Source organism: Bradyrhizobium sp. 172 (genome assembly GCF_023101065.1).
GTDB classification, from domain to species: Bacteria; Pseudomonadota; Alphaproteobacteria; order Rhizobiales; family Xanthobacteraceae; genus Bradyrhizobium; species Bradyrhizobium canariense_D.
Window position 1 is genome coordinate 7,814,032 of sequence record NZ_CP064701.1, and the last position, 16,913, is coordinate 7,830,944.

The 16,913-nt window shown below is 62.4% G+C and carries 14 protein-coding genes; 3 read left to right on the forward strand and 11 right to left on the reverse strand.

All coding sequences use genetic code 11. The features are described from left to right. Positions 1–79: 79 nt before the first annotated feature. From fmdA to urtA, 6 genes are all read right to left on the reverse strand, one after another. Positions 80–1,309 (reverse strand): formamidase, encoded by a 1,230-nt coding sequence (fmdA, locus tag IVB07_RS37000; RefSeq protein WP_007598072.1) that lies wholly within the window; start codon positions 1,307–1,309, stop codon positions 80–82. A 27-nt stretch (positions 1,310–1,336) separates the two neighbouring features. Further along, positions 1,337–2,026, reverse strand: coding sequence for an urea ABC transporter ATP-binding subunit UrtE (gene urtE / locus IVB07_RS37005; protein ID WP_018455945.1), 690 nt, complete (start codon positions 2,024–2,026; stop codon positions 1,337–1,339). Between the two features lie 11 nt (positions 2,027–2,037). Continuing rightward, complete coding sequence (gene urtD, locus IVB07_RS37010) at positions 2,038–2,793, reverse strand: urea ABC transporter ATP-binding protein UrtD (protein WP_018455944.1); 756 nt, start codon at positions 2,791–2,793, stop codon at positions 2,038–2,040. Between the two features lie 118 nt (positions 2,794–2,911). Beyond that, a complete protein-coding gene (urtC, locus tag IVB07_RS37015; RefSeq protein ID WP_018455943.1) occupies positions 2,912–4,051 on the reverse strand; it encodes an urea ABC transporter permease subunit UrtC in 1,140 nt (379 codons plus the stop codon). Between the two features lie 17 nt (positions 4,052–4,068). Then, positions 4,069–4,995, reverse strand: coding sequence for an urea ABC transporter permease subunit UrtB (gene urtB / locus IVB07_RS37020; protein WP_018455942.1), 927 nt, complete (start codon positions 4,993–4,995; stop codon positions 4,069–4,071). A gap of 148 nt (positions 4,996–5,143) precedes the next feature. Beyond that, positions 5,144–6,403, reverse strand: a complete 1,260-nt coding sequence (urtA, locus tag IVB07_RS37025; RefSeq protein WP_018455941.1) for an urea ABC transporter substrate-binding protein — start codon at positions 6,401–6,403, stop codon at positions 5,144–5,146. A 175-nt stretch (positions 6,404–6,578) separates the two neighbouring features. On the opposite strand from urtA, the gene IVB07_RS37030 reads away from it, so the two are divergent. Together IVB07_RS37030 and IVB07_RS37035 are read left to right on the forward strand one after the other, a co-directional pair. Beyond that, on the forward strand, positions 6,579–9,950 hold the full coding sequence (locus tag IVB07_RS37030; protein ID WP_018455940.1) for an ATP-binding protein: 3,372 nt from the start codon (positions 6,579–6,581) through the stop codon (positions 9,948–9,950). After that, the gene (locus tag IVB07_RS37035; protein WP_247375822.1) at positions 9,934–10,863 is read left to right on the forward strand and encodes a response regulator; all 930 of its coding nucleotides are present in this window, start codon (positions 9,934–9,936) and stop codon (positions 10,861–10,863) included. The genes IVB07_RS37030 and IVB07_RS37035 overlap by 17 nt, the downstream gene beginning before the upstream one ends. Positions 10,864–11,076: 213 nt before the next feature. On the opposite strand, the gene IVB07_RS37040 is transcribed toward IVB07_RS37035, so the two are convergent. Continuing rightward, entirely contained in the window at positions 11,077–12,579 is a 1,503-nt protein-coding gene (locus IVB07_RS37040; protein ID WP_247364265.1) for an NAD(P)/FAD-dependent oxidoreductase, read from the reverse strand. Between the two features lie 125 nt (positions 12,580–12,704). After that, a complete protein-coding gene (locus IVB07_RS37045) occupies positions 12,705–13,463 on the reverse strand; it encodes a trypsin-like serine protease (RefSeq protein ID WP_018455937.1) in 759 nt (252 codons plus the stop codon). A gap of 111 nt (positions 13,464–13,574) precedes the next feature. On the opposite strand from IVB07_RS37045, the gene IVB07_RS37050 reads away from it, so the two are divergent. Beyond that, positions 13,575–14,210 (forward strand): HAD-IA family hydrolase, encoded by a 636-nt coding sequence (locus tag IVB07_RS37050; protein ID WP_018455936.1) that lies wholly within the window; start codon positions 13,575–13,577, stop codon positions 14,208–14,210. 41 nt (positions 14,211–14,251) lie between these two features. On the opposite strand, the gene mtnA is transcribed toward IVB07_RS37050, so the two are convergent. The 3 genes from mtnA to IVB07_RS37065 form a co-directional block, all read right to left on the reverse strand. Then, entirely contained in the window at positions 14,252–15,361 is a 1,110-nt protein-coding gene (mtnA, locus tag IVB07_RS37055) for an S-methyl-5-thioribose-1-phosphate isomerase (RefSeq protein ID WP_018455935.1), read from the reverse strand. An 18-nt stretch (positions 15,362–15,379) separates the two neighbouring features. After that, positions 15,380–16,255, reverse strand: a complete 876-nt coding sequence (locus IVB07_RS37060; protein WP_018455934.1) for an S-methyl-5'-thioadenosine phosphorylase — start codon at positions 16,253–16,255, stop codon at positions 15,380–15,382. Positions 16,256–16,379: 124 nt separating this feature from the next. After that, positions 16,380–16,652 (reverse strand): phosphopantetheine-binding protein, encoded by a 273-nt coding sequence (locus IVB07_RS37065; RefSeq protein ID WP_018455933.1) that lies wholly within the window; start codon positions 16,650–16,652, stop codon positions 16,380–16,382. Positions 16,653–16,913: the final 261 nt, after the last annotated feature.

The following is a 16,913-nucleotide window of genomic DNA, read 5'->3' on the forward strand; positions in this document are numbered from 1 at the left end:
TACGCTGTTGTCTGTGAGAGAACTGTCGCGGCGGATGCGGGGCGGCAGATACGCCGTCTCGCATCCGGTCGCGCAGGGATTACTTGTCCGGCGATATCGGCATCTGGATATCGCCCTTGATGTGCTTGATCGGACCTGCCGAGGACGGCATCACGTCGAAGTCGAAGATTTCCGTCGGCAGCCATAATGTGGCACAGGCATTGGGCACGTCGACGACGCCGGAGATGTGCCCCTGAACCGGTGCCGTACCAAGGATCGAATAGGCCTGGGCGCCGGAGTAGCCGAACTTCTTCAGATATTCGATCGCATTCAGGCAGGCCTGGCGGTAGGCGATGGTGACGTCGAGATAGTGCTGCTTGCCGGCCTCGTCGACCGAGATGCCTTCGAAGATCAGATAGTCCTTGTAGTTCGGTGTGATCGGCGACGGCTTGAAGATCGGATTCTTGACGCCGTACTTCGCCATGCCGTCCTTGATCACCTCGACCTTCAGATGCAGCCAGCCGGCCATCTCGATCGCACCGCAGAAGGTGATCTCGCCGTCGCCCTGACTGAAGTGGAGATCGCCCATCGAGAGACCGGCGCCGGGCACGTAGACCGGGAAGTAGATCTTCGAGCCGCGCGAAAGGTCCTTGATGTCGCAATTGCCGCCATGCTCCCGCGGCGGCACGGTGCGCGCGCCTTCGGCTCCGATCTTGTCCTTGACCTCGCCCTTGGCGCGGCCGCCATGAGCGGTCGGCGCGAACGGCGGATTGGCGAGGCCGGGCACACGGGTCGGATTGGTTGCGATCAGCTCGGCCTCGCGCTTGTTCCAGGTGTCCAGCATCTTCGGATCGGGGAGACAGCCGATCAGGCCGGGATGGATCAGGCCGGCGAAGTTGACGCCCGGAATATGCCGCGACGAGGTGTAGAGACCCTTGATGTCCCAGATCGACTTCTGCGCCAGCGGGAAATGATCCGTAAGAAATCCGCCGCCGTTCTGCTTGGAGAAGAAGCCGTTGAAGCCCCACATGCTCTCCTTCATCGGGCCAACGTCGAGCAGGTCGACGACGAGGAGGTCACCGGGCTCGGCGCCCTTGACGCCGATCGGGCCGGAGAGGAAGTGCACGATCGACAGATCGATGTCGCGCACGTCGTCGGCGGAATCGTTGTTCTTGATGAAACCGCCGGTCCAGTCATAAGTCTCGATGATGAAGTCGTCGCCGGGATTGACCCAGGCCACGATCGGAATGTCGGGGTGCCAGCGGTTATGCACCATGTCATTTTCATAGGCCGACTTGGTGAGATCGACCTTGATCAGTGTCTCTGGCATCGAGAGGCTCCCCTTTTACACGGTTGGTTAGACGGACAGATATTTCGAGACCTGTGCGGCATCGACGGCGCCGCGCGGATCATCACGGACGATCTCGCCGTTCTCGATCACCAGCACACGGTCGGCGATATCGAGCGCGAAGCTCAGGACCTGCTCGGACACGACGATTGAAAGCCCCTTCTCGTCGCGGATGTGCTTGAGCGTGCGCGCCATCTCCTTGATGATCGACGGCTGGATACCTTCGGTCGGCTCGTCGAGCAGCAGCACTTTTGGCTTGGTCGCCAGCGCACGAGCGATCGCGAGTTGTTGCTGCTGGCCGCCGGAGAGATTGCCGCCACGGCGGTCCTTCATCTCCAGCAGCACCGGAAACAGTTCGTAGATGTCACCGGGCACTTCGGTTCCGCCGGAGACCACGAGGCCGGTCTCGATGTTCTCCTTCACCGTCATGGTAGAAAAGATCATGCGGCCTTGCGGCACATAGGCGAGCCCCTTGGCCACCCGCTCGTAGCTCGGCAGGCTGCCGAGCTCGGCGCCGTCCATGGTCACCGAGCCACTCTTGGCCGGCAGGATCCCCATCAGCGATTTCATCAGCGTGGTCTTGCCCATGCCGTTGCGACCCATGATCGCCACGATCTCGTTGGGCGCGACTTTGACGTTGAGCCCGTGCAGCACCTCGCTCTGGCCGTAGGCGACGTGAAGATCAGAAATAGCCAGCATCGTCGCGCTCCTTAGTGACCGAGATAAACTTCGACGACCTTGGGATCGTTCTTCACCTTTTCCATGGTGCCTTCCGAGAGGATCTGGCCCTGGTGAAGCACGGTGACCTTGTGCGCGATGTCCTCGACGAACTTCATGTCGTGCTCGATCACGAGCACCGAGCGGTTTTTGATGATGCGGTTGAGCAGCTCGGCGGTCTTGGTGCGTTCGGACACGCTCATGCCGGCGACGGGCTCGTCCAGCATGAGCAGGTCAGGATCCTGAATCAGCAGCATGCCGATCTCGAGCCATTGCTTCTGGCCATGACTGAGCTCGGAGGCATAGGTGTTGAGCTTGTCCTTGAGGAAGATCATCTCGGCAACCTCTCCGACGCGTGACCTCACCAGCTGGTCACGCTGGAACGTGAGTGAGCCGAATACGGTGCGGCCGCGCGGAAACGAGATCTCGAGATTCTCGAACACGGTGAGGTCTTCGAACACCGACGGCGTCTGGAACTTGCGGCCGACGCCGGCCTTGACGATCTCGTTCTCCTTCAGCTTGGTCAGCTCGGTCCCGCGAAACTGGATCGAGCCTTCGGTCGCCTTGGTCTTGCCGCAGATCAGGTCAAGCACCGTGGTCTTGCCGGCCCCATTGGGGCCGATGATGACGCGGATCTCGTTCTCCTCGACGTAAAACGAGAGATCGTTGACGGCCTTGAAGCCGTCGAAGGAAACCGTCAGCCCGGAGACCGCGAGCAGGAATTCCTTGGGCTGATGACCGACGAGCATGATCTATCTCCTCACTGCCAGCGTGGCATCGGCATCGCGATGACCGACGAGCATGACCTATCTCCTCACTGCCAGCATGGCATCGGCATCGTGATGACCGACGAGCATGATGGTCTCCTCACTCTGCTGGTGCGCCGTCGGCAACCGAATTGTCGCTCCAGCCCGGCTTCTTGCGCGAGGCGAAAAGGCGGTCGACGCGCGGCTGCACATAGTCGGCCCAGAGCCCCGACAGGCCGTTCGGGAAAGCGAGCACGACCGCGATGAACAGCGCGCCGAGACCAAACAGCCAGAGTTGCGGAAAGGATTCCGACAGGCTGGTCTTGGCGAAGTTCACCAGAATGGCCCCCCATATCGCGCCAAAGATCGACATCCGTCCGCCGACCGCGGTGTAGATCACCATCTCGATCGACGGCACGATGCCGACAAAGGACGGCGACATGAAACCGACATTGAGCGCGAACATGGCCCCGCCGATCGCGGCGAAAACCGCGGCCATACAGAACGCAAAGATCTTGAAGTTGGCGACGCTGTAGCCGGAGAAGCGGACGCGGTCCTCCTGTTCGCGCATAGCCACCAGGATGCGGCCGAGCTTGGTCAGGCGGATGAACTGCGCGATGCCGATGCAGGCGAACAGCAGCACCACTTCGACGAAGTACAAGATGACCTTGGCGTGGTCGGGCCGGATGTCCCATCCCTTGAGGGTGCGCAGGTCGGTCATGCCGTTGATGCCGCCGGTGTAGCCCTGCTGGCCCACGATCAGGATGGTGAGGATGGCCGCCACCGCCTGGGTGATGATGGCAAAGTAGGTGCCGCCCACGCGCCGCTTGAACATCGCAGTGCCGATGATCAGCGCGAAGATGCCGGGGACCAAGATGATGGCGAGGATGGTGAAGGCGAGACTGTGAAACGGCTGCCAGAACAGTGGCAGTGACGTGATCTGATTCCAGTCCATGAAGTCCGGGATGCCTGGCGTCGACTGGATTTTGGTATTTTCGACGCTGGAGGCCTCCAGCTTGAGGAACATCGCCATGCAATAGCCGCCGAGGCCGAAGAACACGCCCTGCCCCAGACTGAGAATGCCGCCGTAGCCCCAGCACAGCACGAGACCGAGCGCGACGAAGGCGTAGGTCAGATACTTCGCGACGAGGTTGAGACGGAACACATCCAGCGAGAGCGGCAGGATCACGAACAGCACGGCGGCCAGCACGAGGAAGCCCATGAGCTCGGATCGATTGAAGAAGCGTGAGTTGATGACCATGACTTGCCTGCTTCTTGTTATTTGCGGACCTTGAGGGCGAAGAGACCCTGCGGCCGCAGCATCAGGATTCCGACAACGGCAAGCAGCGTCAGCACCTTAGCCATCGAGCCCGACAGGAAGAACTCGAGGGTGGATTGGGTCTGCGAGATTGAGAAGGCCGATGCGATGGTGCCGAGCAGGCTTGCCGCGCCGCCGAACACGACCACCAGGAACGTATCGACGATGTAGAGCTGTCCGGAGGTCGGCCCGGTCGAGCCGATCATGGTGAAGGCGCTCCCAGCGACACCGGCAATGCCGCAGCCGAGGCCGAAAGTGTAGCGATCCACCTTTTCGGTGTTGATGCCGACGGCACCGGCCATGATGCGGTTCTGCACGACGGCGCGCACCTGTCGACCCCAGCGCGATTTGTACATCACGTAGGCGACGCCGACAGTGATCAGGACGGTGAGGCACATCACGAAGACGCCGTTGATCGGCACTTCGATGCTGTCGGTCACGTGCAGCGAGCCGAGCATCCATTGCGGCAGCTCGACGCCGACCTCGCGCGCGCCGAACACGGAGCGATAGGCCTGTTGCAGGATCAGGCTGAGGCCCCAAGTCGCGAGCAGCGTGTCGAGCGGGCGCTTGTAGAGATGCCGTATCAGCACCCATTCCACCAGCATCCCCAACGCACCGGATGCGACAAAGGCCAGGATCATCGCGAGGAAGAAATAGCCGCTGAACAGGCTCGGCAAATAGGATTGGAAGAAGCTCGAGGTCATCCAGGTGACGTAGGCCCCAAGGATCATGAACTCGCCATGGGCCATGTTGATGACGCCCATCTGGCCGAAGATGATCGCAAGACCCAGCGCCATCAGGACGTAGACGGAGAACAGGATCAGTCCTGCAAAGCCCTGCATGACGAAGATGGAGCCAAGGTCACCAAGCGAGTAGTCGCCGAACATCGATGTCCTCCGTCGGGAAAGGGTCCCGCGTCGCGAGCAGGTTCGCGACGCGGGGGTCTTGGGCGTGGATTTGCGGTCCACGCCAGGGAGAGGTTTTGCCTGAGAGGGAAACGGCGACGAACGCCGTGACTAACTGATAGATCTCGTCTTACTGGTAGCCCTTGGGGAACGGATCCGGCTCGACCAGATCGGCGGTCTCGTAGATCAGTTCGAACTGGCCATCGAGCTTGGCGCGTCCCACCCGGGTCTTCGACCAGAGGTGATGATTTTCGTGGATGCGCACATAGCCTTCCGGAGCGCCCTTGAACTCGATGCCCGGCGACGCCGCGGCGATCTTGTCGATGTCGAAGGAGCCCGCCTTCTCCACCGTCAACTTCCACAACCACGGTCCGAGATAGGCAGCCTGGGTGACGTCTCCGATCACGGTCTTCTCGCCCCACATCTTCTTGAACGCAGGAACGAAGGTCTTGTTGTTCGGATTGTCGAGCGACTGGAAGTACTTCATGCAGGCATAGGCGCCCGCGATGTTCTCGCCGCCAATGCCGTCGATCTCGTCTTCGGTCACCGAGATCGTGAGCAGCGCCTGCTTGGAGAGGTCGATGCCGGCCGCCTTGAGCTGCTTGTAGAACGCGACGTTCGAGCCGCCGACGACGTCGGTGAAGATCACGTCGGGCTTGGTCAGCTTGATCTTGTTGATGACCGAATTGAACTGCGTATTGCCGAGCGGATAATACTCTTCGCCGACCACCTTGCCCTTCAGCACGTTCTCGACATGCTTGCGCGCAATCTTGTTCGAGGTGCGCGGCCAGATGTAGTCGGAGCCGATGAAGAAGAACGACTTGGCGCCCTTCTCCTTGGCGATCCAGTTCAGGCCGGCGAGGATCTGCTGAGTGGCTTCCTGACCTGTGTAGATCACGTTCTTGGACTGCTCGAGACCTTCGTAGAAGGTCGGGTAATAGAGCATGCCGTTGTACTGCTCCATGACGGGCAGCACGGCCTTGCGGGACGCCGAGGTCCAGCAGCCCATGATCGCCGCGACCTTGTCGTTGACCAGCAGCTTCTTGGCCTTCTCGGCAAAGGTCGGCCAGTCGCTGGCGCCGTCTTCCTGGATGAACTTGATCTTGCGACCGAGCACGCCGCCCATGGCATTGATCTGCTCGATGGCAAGCTTTTCGGCTTCGATCGAGCCGGTCTCGGAGATGGCCATGGTGCCGGTCGCCGAATGCAGGATGCCGACCGTCACCTCGGTGTCGGTGACCGCGAGACCCGTGGTGTTGACTGCCGAGGTCGCTGGGGCCTGCGCAAAAGATGCTCGCGGTAGCATGGTGATGGCCGGCACGGCCGCCATTCCCATCAATAATTTGCGCCGGAGCGGCGATAACAGGCCCTTGTTCGCTTCGTCTGACATGAGCACCCCACTGTTGTTCGAGGACACGCGATTGGTGCCGTGAGGATGGCTCGAATTTGTGCACTGCAAGCATACGCAAGATCGCGTATACTGCACCGCAAAATGACGACGTAGGCTTTTGGTACGGATTTTGCGAGGGGGTCCGGCGCGTTCGGGAGTAGGAGTGGGGGCTGAAGTGGCAGGGCGGCAGCGAATAGATCGCGTCAGGCGCCAGTACAACCAATGGGTCGCCAACCAGACGCTGGAAGACTACGCGCTGCGCTTCACCGCCAAGAGCGCGCGCCGGTGGTCCGCTGCCCGCGTCGCCAACACTGCCCTGGGCGCCATCTCCTTTCTCGCGCTTGAGGCGATCGGCGGCACCATCACCCTGAATTACGGGGTTACCAACGCCACCGCCGCGATCCTCGTCGTCTCCATCATCATCTTCTGCTGCGGCGTCCCGATTGCCTATTATGCCGCCAAATGCGGCATCGACATTGACCTGCTCACCCGCGGCGCCGGCTTCGGTTATATCGGCTCGACCGTCACGTCGCTGATCTACGCCTCCTTCACCTTCATCTTCTTCGCGATCGAAGCGGTGATCCTGGCCACGGCGCTCGAGATGTGCTTCGGCATTCCGCGCCCGATCGGCTATCTCATCAGCGCGGTCGCGATCATCCCGCTTGTCACCTACGGCATCACGCTGATCAGCCGCTTCCAGCTCTGGACGCAGCCGATCTGGATCATCCTGCACATCCTGCCCTTCGCGGCGATCGCCTGGGCCAACCCTTACTCGTTCACGGAATGGCGCAAATTCGCCGGCGAGCACGGCGACCCCAGCGGACATTTCGATCTACTGCTGTTCGGCGTAGCATCCTCCGTGGTGTTTTCGCTGGTGGCTCAGATCGGCGAGCAGGTCGACTTCCTCAGGTTTCTGCCGCGCGACCGCCGCACCTCGCGAACGTCGTGGTGGGCCGCCCTGCTGATCGCGGGGCCCGGCTGGATCATCTTCGGCGCGCTGAAATTGCTGCTGGGCTCGTTTCTCGCCTTCTTCGCGCTGAGCCACGGCCTCTCCAGCGAGCTGGCGGCCGAGCCTGCGCACATGTATCTCGAGGCGTTTCGCTACGTGTTGTCGCAGCCGGACATGGCTCTGGCACTCACCGGCGCGTTCGTGATCCTGTCGCAGCTCAAGATCAACGTCACCAACGCCTATGCAGGCTCGATCGCCTGGTCGAACTTCTTCTCGCGTCTCACTCATAGCCATCCGGGCCGGGTCGTCTGGCTGGTGTTCAACGTGATGGTGGCCTTGCTGCTGATGGAGATCGGCGTCTACAAGGCGCTGGAGCAGACGCTCGCGCTCTACTCCAATGTCGCGATCGCCTGGGTCGGTGCGCTGGTCTCTGATCTCGTGGTCAACAAGCCCCTCGGCCTGCGCCCGCCGCAGATGGAGTTCAAGCGCGCCCATCTCTACGACATCAACCCGGTCGGCGTCGGCGCGATGACGATCGCGACCATCGTCTCGATCGCGGCATTCTACGGCCTGTTCGGCTCGACCATGAAAGCGCTCGCGGCCTTCGTCGCGCTGACGGTCGCCTTCGTCACCGCGCCCGTCATCGCCTGGCTCACCGACGGAAAATATTACATCGCGCGCAAGCCGAAGAGGAGTTGGGCCAACATCGAATCGATCCAGTGCTGCATCTGCGAGCACCATTTCGAGCCGGAGGACATGACCTCCTGTCCTGCCTATGCCGGCCCGATCTGCTCGCTATGCTGCTCGCTCGATGCGCGCTGCCACGATTTGTGCAAACCGCATGCGCGCGCGCAGGTGCAGTTCGCCGACGCACTCGCCAGGATCTTGCCGCAGGCGATCTATCAGCGGATCAACTCGCAGTTCGGCCACTACATCGGTGTGTTCGTGGTCTCCGCGGGCCTCGTCGCGCTGGTGCTGGGGCTGATTTACCTCCAGAGCTCGGTCAGCGTGCCTGGCGAGAACATGCTCGTCTCCAACGTGCTCTGGAAGGTGTTCTTCTCGCTCAGCATCATCATCGGCGTGGTGGCCTGGCTGTTCGTGCTGGCGCAGCAGAGCCGACGGGCCGCCGAGGCCGAGACCCGACGCCAGACCACGCTGCTGATTCAGGAGATCGACGCCCACAAGCGCACCGATGCCGAGCTCCAGCGCGCCAAGGAAATCGCAGAATCCGCCAACCTCGCCAAGAGCCGCTACGTGGTGGGCCTGAGCCACGAGCTGCGCTCGCCGCTGAATGCGATCAGCGGCTATGCCCAACTCCTGGAGCAGGACACCACGCTCAACACCAAGCCGCGCGACCAGGTCCGCGTCGTCCGCCGCAGCGCCGATCACCTCTCCGGCCTGATCGACGGCATTCTGGACATCTCCAAGATCGAGGCGGGGCGGCTGTACCTGTCGCGCGACGAGGTGCGCCTGACCGAATTCCTCGACCAGCTCGTCGGCATGTTCCGCCTTCAGGCCGCGGCCAAGAGCATCGACTTCGTGTTCAGGCGGCCGGCGCATTTGCCGGTCGTGGTCTATGCCGACGAGAAGCGGCTGCGCCAGGTGCTGATCAATCTGCTGTCCAACGCGATCAAATTCACCCAGGTCGGCAGTGTGCAGTTCGTGGTGCACTATCGCAGCCCGGTCGCGGAGTTCGAGGTGATCGACACCGGCCCCGGCATCCAGGGCGACGATCTCGAACGCATCTTCGCACCTTTCGAACGTGGCGCGCTCGGTGTCTCGCAGCCGCAGACCGGCACGGGGCTGGGCCTCACCATCAGCCGGTTGCTCGCCGGCGTCATGGGCGGCGACATCAAGGTCTTGAGCACGGTCGGCAGCGGCAGCACGTTCAAGGTCAAGATGCTGCTATCCGAAGTCACCAATCCGCAGCGCATTGCGCCGGTGGAGGCCCCGATCTCGGGCTATCACGGCGCGCGCAAGACCATCCTCATCACCGACGACGATCCCGTGCATCGCGACCTCCTGCGCGAGGTGTTGACCCCACTCGGCTTCATCCTGCTCAGCGCGCCCGACGGGCCTGGCTGCCTGGCGCTAGCCCAGCACTGCCGGCCTGATCTGTTCCTGCTCGATATCTCCATGCCTGGCATGGACGGCTGGACGGTGGCGGAGACGCTGCGCGCCAGCGGCCACCATCAGGCGCGCATCCTGATGGTGTCTGCCAGCGCGCTCGAGGCGCACGGCACACCGCTGGCACAGCCTTTCCACGACGGCTACCTGATGAAGCCGATCGATATTCCCAGGCTTTTGGAAAGTATCCGCCAGCTTCTCAAGGTCGAATGGCAATACGGCTCGGAGGAGATCGCGGTGCCGCTGTGGCGGCCGGAGAGCGGCTCGCGGCCGCCTGTACGACACATCGAGGCTCTGATCGGGCTCGGTCAGATCGGCTACGTCAAGGCTATCCAGTTGAAGCTGGACGAGATCGGCAGTGAGCACCCTGAACATGCCGACTTCGTCGCGGAAATGCGGTCGCTGATCGACCGCTTCGATCTCGGCCAGTACATGGCCACATTGAAGACGTTGCATGCGTATGAGCACTGAGTTGAAAAAGCGCGACGTCGCGCTCGTTGTTGACGACTCCCCGGAGACGCTGCGGCTGCTCACCGACGCGCTCGACAGCGCCGGGATGACGGTGATGGTGGCGCTCGATGGCGCGGCCGCGATGCGTATCGTCGACCAAATCACGCCTGACATCGTGCTGCTCGACGCTGTGATGCCGGGCATGGACGGGTTCGAGACCTGCCGCCGCCTCAAGCGCGATGCGGGCCTTGCCAATGTCCCGGTGATATTCATGACGGGGCTCGCCGAGACCGAGCACATCGTGCGCGGGCTGGAGGCCGGCGGCGTCGACTACGTGACCAAGCCGATCGTGATCGAGGAGATGCTGGCGCGGATCCGCGTTCATCTCGGCAATGCGCGGCTGACGCAAAGCGCACGCGCCGCGCTCGATGTCTCCGGCCGATTCCTGTTCGCGGTCAACCGCCAGGGCAAATTGTTGTGGGCGACCCCGCAGGCGCAGAAGCTGCTGGCGGACCACCACGGCGCGCAGGCCGACGACGATTTCGTCCTGCCGGTATCATTGCTGCAATGGCTGGAGCAGGCGAAGGGCAAGGGCAGCTCGAAGTCTCAGGCGGCTTCCTTGCCCGACAATCCTCAGCTCCGGCTGTACTACATGGGCGAGACCGCACCGAACGAGTTCCTGCTGCGGCTCTCCAGGGAATCCGGCACCGCGCCGCCACCCGAGTTCACCAGCGAGCTCGGCCTCACTACCCGCGAAGGCGAGGTGCTGGCCTGGCTCAGCAAGGGCAAAACCAACCGCGACATCGCGCAGATTTTGGGCTTGAGCCCGCGCACGGTCGACAAGCATCTCGAGCAGATCTACTCCAAGCTTGGAGTCGAGAACCGGACCGCGGCTGCGGCGATTGCAACGAATGCGACAAGAAGGAATTCGTAGTCTTGCTCCGAGTGAGTTGGGATGTGACTCAGCACACCGTGTCGTCCCGGCGAAGGCCGGGACCCATAACCCCAGGGAGTGATTTGGCGAAGACTAGTCGTTCGGACTAGCACCGTCCGCAATCGATAGGCCTCGCTGTATGGGTCCCGGCCCCCGTGCGCAATTGCGCACTAGGCCGGGACGACGTTGCAATGCTTGGTTAGCGCCTAGTCCTCACCCGTACACAAACTCCCCGCCATCCAGATTCGTCTTCGGGATCTCGTCCTTTTCGGTCCAGTAATCCTGGCTGTGCTGCCATTCCGGCTTGTCGCCGCGCTTGGGCAGCAGGTCCATGTTGCGCATCATGTAGCCGGGATTGAAGTTTTCCGGATCGATCCAGGGCAGGATCGGCATGTTGTGGTCTTCGGCGCGTAACTTGACCTCGACCTTCTTCTTGCCTTTGGCCTTCATGTGACCGAGCAGGCGGCAGACGAAGTCAGCGACGAGATCGACGCGCAGCGTCCAGCTGGCGCGGAAATAGCCGAAGACCCAGACCATGTTCGGCACGCCCGTGAACATCATGCCGCGATAGGTGACGGTGTCGCCGAAAGCGAGCGGCTTGCCGTCGACCTCGAAGGCGATGTCGCCGAGCGCCGCGAGATTGAAGCCGGTTGCGGTGACGATGACGTCGGCCTCAAGCAGCTTGCCGGATTTGAGCTGGATGCCGTTCTCAACGAAGAACTCGATCTCGTCGGTGACGACGGACGCCTTGCCGCTGGCGATGCCTTTGAACAGATCGGCATCGGGCACGAAGGCGATGCGCTGCCGCCACGGCCGGTAGCTCGGCGTGAAATGCGTGTCGACATCGTACTCCGGACCGAGCACTGCGCTGATCTGCCCGATCAGCTCCTTTTTCACCTGCTCGGGTTTTGACAAGCAAAGCTTGGTGAACGCGTCCTGCTCGAACAGGATCTTGCGGCGAACGATCTCGTGGATCCAGGCCTCGTCGACCTGCAGCCGGCGCAGCTCCTCCGCGATCTCGATGGCGTTGCGGCCGAGACGGAAATAGGTCGGCGAACGCTGCAGCATCGTGACATGCGCGCATTTGTCGGCAATGTTCGGCACCAGCGTCGCCGCCGTCGCGCCGGAGCCGATCACGACGACTTTCTTGTTCGCGAGGTCGATATCATCAGGCCAGGTCTGCGGATGAACGATGCGGCCCTTGAAGCGATCGGTACCTTTCCATTCCGGCGTATAGCCTTCCGAATGGCGGTAATAGCCCTGGCACATCCAGAGGAAGTTCGCAGTGAATGTTTTCGCTTCGCCGGTGTCGGTCGTCACCGCCTCGATAGTCCAGAGGTTTTGCTCGCTCGACCAGCTCGCCGAATTGATCTTGTGCTTGTAGCGGATATGCCGCGCGATATCGTTTTCGTCGATCACCTCGTTCATGTAGGCGAGGATTTCCTCGGCGGTCGCGATCGGCGGCCCGACCCAGGGCTTGAAGCTATAACCGAAGGTGTGGAGATCGCTGTCGGAGCGGATGCCGGGATAGCGATGCGTGGTCCACGTGCCGCCGAACGTCGCCTGCGTTTCCAGGATGACGAAGCTCGCACCCGGAAGCTGCTTGGTCATGTAATAGGCGCTGCCGATGCCCGAGATGCCGGCGCCGACGATCAGCACGTCGAAATGTTCAGAAGCCTGTTTGGCCGTGGCGTGACTGCGAACAGCGACATTCATTGTTGCTTCTATGCCTTGCTTGTTTTTGTGGCCGCCCTTGGTTGGGCGGCGCGTTTCCTCCGCGACGGACATGGTCGCCCATCGCGCTTCCGCTTCAAGATGACATAGATCGGGTCGCGGTCAAATCACAGCGCCGCACCCCAGCTCCGCGCGGTCTGCAAGATCCAGTCGCGATAGAGCGTGAGCGGCGTAACACCGGTCAGCCCGCCGCAGCCGGCGGCTCCGTTCGGCCCCGTGGACCAGCTGATGACGCCGACGAGCACGGATCCGGTCGGCTTGTCCTCGAACACGGGACCGCCGGAATCGCCGGTGCAGGCGCCAATTCCGTCGCGAACACCGTTGGTTACGGGGTCGACCAGCCGGATCTGGAGCGTGCCGGGCTGACCCGTCGCGACGAGGCCGGCAACACGCGTCGCGCCGCCACTCTTGCCCTCGCCACGCACGGTGACGCCGATACCGGCGACGACGAAGCGGCTGCCGACTTGGATCGGAATATTCGGCGCGCCGACGGGCACCGTCGATTTTCCCTTGAGTGGAATTTCCAGCTGCAGCAGCGCCACGTCGGCGGTAGCGCGATGCGCTTGCATTGCCTGCATGTTGAAATTCGGATGGATCGCGACGGTGCGGACATTCAGCAGTTGCGGCTGCCCGTCGGTGCCGCGATCGACGATCTTGTAGTCCGCGCCGGGTTGCACGCAGTGGGCGACGGTAAGCACCAGCTTTGGCGCAACGAGGGTGCCGGTACAGAAATTGCCGCGCGAGCCGACGATCGTGACGACGGCGCGCGCGACGCCATCGGCCTGGGGCGTGCCGCCACCAACGATGGCATAAGCGGGCGTGGCGAGCGGCAGCGCGATCGCAATGAGGGTTACGAGCTTCTTCATGGGAACACGCTTTGGTGTTGGCGTCGGTGACAGCATTAGGATGGCTTCGGACTGGCCCTTGCCGATAGCGCATGCTAGCGCTCTTGGAAAGGAATTGACGAGGGCGGGATCTTGACGATCGAGGCTGTGATCTTTGATTTTGGTGGCGTGCTGACGAGTTCGCCGTTTGAAGCGTTCACGCGGTTCGAGACAGAGCGTGGCCTGCCCATCGACATCATCCGGCGCACCAATGCCGCCAATCATCTGGAAAATGCCTGGGCCAAGTTCGAGCGCGCCGAGGTCGATATCGACACGTTCGACAGACTGTTCGCGACGGAATCGCTGGCGCTCGGCGCGGAGGTGCGCGGCCGCGACGTGCTGCCGCTGCTTCAGGGCGATCTGCGCCCCGAGATGGTCGAAGCGTTGAAGCGCATCAAGGCGCAATTCAAGACCGGCTGCATTACCAACAATCTGCCGGCCAATGCGATCGGCAGCATGACCGGGCGCTCACTCTATGTCGCCGAGGTGATGGTGCTGTTCGACCATGTCATCGAGTCCGCCAAAATCGGCCTGCGCAAGCCCGACCCGCGCATCTATCAGCTGATGGTCGAAACGCTGAAGGTCGATCCGAAGAATTGCGTCTATCTCGACGATCTCGGCGTCAATCTGAAGCCGGCACGCGAGATGGGCATGACGACGATCAAGGTCACCAGCGGCGCCCAGGCGATCGCCGGGCTCGAGGCCGCGACGGGATTGAAGCTGAGCTAGAGCGTCATTCTCCGTCATTGCGAGCTATCGCCGAGCCAGAACTACTCCGCCGCAGCTGCGATCCGCTCCGGAAACGCCGCGGCAAGTGAGGCGCGATCGGGCTTCAGCACGCCGCGCTCGGTGATGAGGCCGGTGATGAGCCGTGCCGGGGTCACGTCGAAGGCATAGTTCGCGACCGGCGAGCCCTCCGGCACGATGCGCACGGTCTCAAGCCTTCCGTCCGCGGTGCGGCCGGTCATGTCGGTGACTTCCGTGCCGCTGCGCTGCTCGATCGGGATGTCGCGGATGCCGTCATCAACGGCGAAATCGATCGTCGGCGACGGCAGCGCGACATAGAACGGCACATTATTGTCGTGAGCGGCGAGCGCCTTCAAATATGTGCCGATCTTGTTGCAGACATCGCCATTGGCGGCAACGCGATCGGTGCCGACGATGGCGAGATCGACCATGCCGTGCTGCATCAGATGCCCGCCGGTGTTGTCCGGAATCACCGTATGCGCCACGCCGTGATGGCCAAGCTCCCAGGCCGTGAGCGAGGCGCCCTGGTTGCGCGGCCGCGTCTCGTCGACCCAGACGTGGATCTTGATGCCGCGCTCGTGCGCCAGATAGATCGGCGCCGTCGCCGTGCCCCAGTCGACGGTCGCAAGCCAGCCGGCATTGCAATGGGTCAGCACATTGACGGTCTCGCCCGGCTTCTTCCTTGCGACGATCGCCTCGATGAGTTTCAGGCCGTTGCCGGCGATGCCGCGGTTGATCTCGACGTCCTGCTCGACGATCTCGTCGGCGCGCGCATAGGCGGCCTCCGCGCGCTCCAGTGCATCGATCGGCGCGAGGCTCGCGCGCATCTCGTCCAGGGCCCATTTCAGATTGATCGCGGTCGGCCGCGCCACCACGAGCGTGTCGTAGGCGCGCTTCAGGCCGGCGTCGGAAGCGTCCTCGCGCATCGCCAGCGCCATGCCGTAAGCTGCGGTCGCGCCGATCAGTGGCGCACCGCGCACCAGCATGTCGCGGATGGCGAGGGCCGCGTCCTCGCATGAGGTCAGCTTCGCAACGATGAACTCATGCGGCAGCCGGCGCTGGTCGATCGCTCCGACCGACCAGCCGTCGCGCTCACGCCAGATGCTGCGGAAATGCTTGCCGTCGACCTTCATGGGATTCTGCCTTTCGTATCACGTTCGCAGGATGCGCCCGGCCACCGCGTCGAGCTTCTTCAAGAGCTCGGGATCGCGCGCCTCGGGCGCGGTGATCAGCGCGGTATCGAGCGCGCGGTCCGAGCCGATCGGGCACGGCTCATGCTCGCGCGGGAAGTCTTTCGCCAGCCGCGCCACCAGCGCTTTTGCCTTGTCGGCGTTCGAGCTCAGAACGCGGATGATGTCCTGCACGGTGACGGCGTCGTGATCAGGATGCCAGCAATCGAAATCCGTCACCATCGCGACGGTGGCGTAGCAAAGCTCCGCCTCACGCGCGAGTTTCGCCTCGGGCATGTTGGTCATGCCGATTACGGAATAGCCAAGCGTCTTGTAGGTCATGCTTTCCGCATAGGTCGAGAATTGCGGTCCCTCCATGCAGACATAGGTGCCGCCGCGCGCAAACGCGATGCCCTCGGCTTCGGCCGCCGTGGCAAGGTGGATACGCAGCCGCGGCGAGACCGGGTGCGCCATCGACACATGCGCGACGCATCCCCTCCCGAAGAACGAGCTCTCGCGTTTGTGGGTACGATCGACGAACTGGTCGACGAGAACGAAGGTTCCCGGCGGCAGTTCCTCCCTGAACGAGCCGCAGGCCGACAGCGAGATCAGGTCTGTGACCCCTGCGCGCTTGAGGACGTCGATATTGGCGCGATAATTGATGTCGGAGGGCGACAGCCGGTGGCCCTTGTCGTGGCGCGGCAGGAACACGATCGGCAGGCCGGCAATCGAGCCGCGCCGCAGGGGTGCCGACGGTTCACCCCAGGGACTCCTGATCACCTCTTCGCGAGCGTCCTCCAGCCCCGGCAGATCGTAGATGCCGGAGCCGCCGATGATGCCCAATACCGCCTGCGTCATGCCTGCTCCACCCCGTTCGCGCCATCGCGATTCCGTGGAGAAGCTATGCCAGTTTTACGTCGGTTTTGGAACGGGTGATGGGGTCAAGAGGTGCCGTCAGGAGAACGCGCGCCAGCACTCCCGGCTATGCCGCGGCCGCCGACCGCAGCTGGGTCGCGACCATGCGCTCCAGCGTCTCGACGGACTGGAAGTTCTCCGGTGTGATCTCGACCTGGGGAATCGTGAAGTCGAATTCGGCTTCGACGCCGAGCATCAGATTGACCATGTCCATCGAGGTCAGGCCGACGTCGACGAGCTTGGCCTGCGGCGTGACCTCAGCGGAGAGCGAGTTCTGCGCGAGGATGCCCTTCACCAGCTTGATGATGCGATTGCGCAACTCGGTATCGAAAGCCTGCATCGGTAAATTCCCATCTGTCGACAAAGGTCGGACCGGTTGCCGGCTACGATGGGCACGGCGGGCCGATCCCGCAATGGACGCCACCATTACTTCGCGTTTCTTAGTAAACGATGACTCAGATTGTTGGATTTCCGGCTTCTTACAGATCCCTAACGCGATCGCGGAAATCCGGACGAGGCAAACAACCCGAACTTAACTGTTCGTTCGGAATTGGGCTTTGTTTACCCTCTATTTCATCGACGAATTTGAATTAAATCCGTA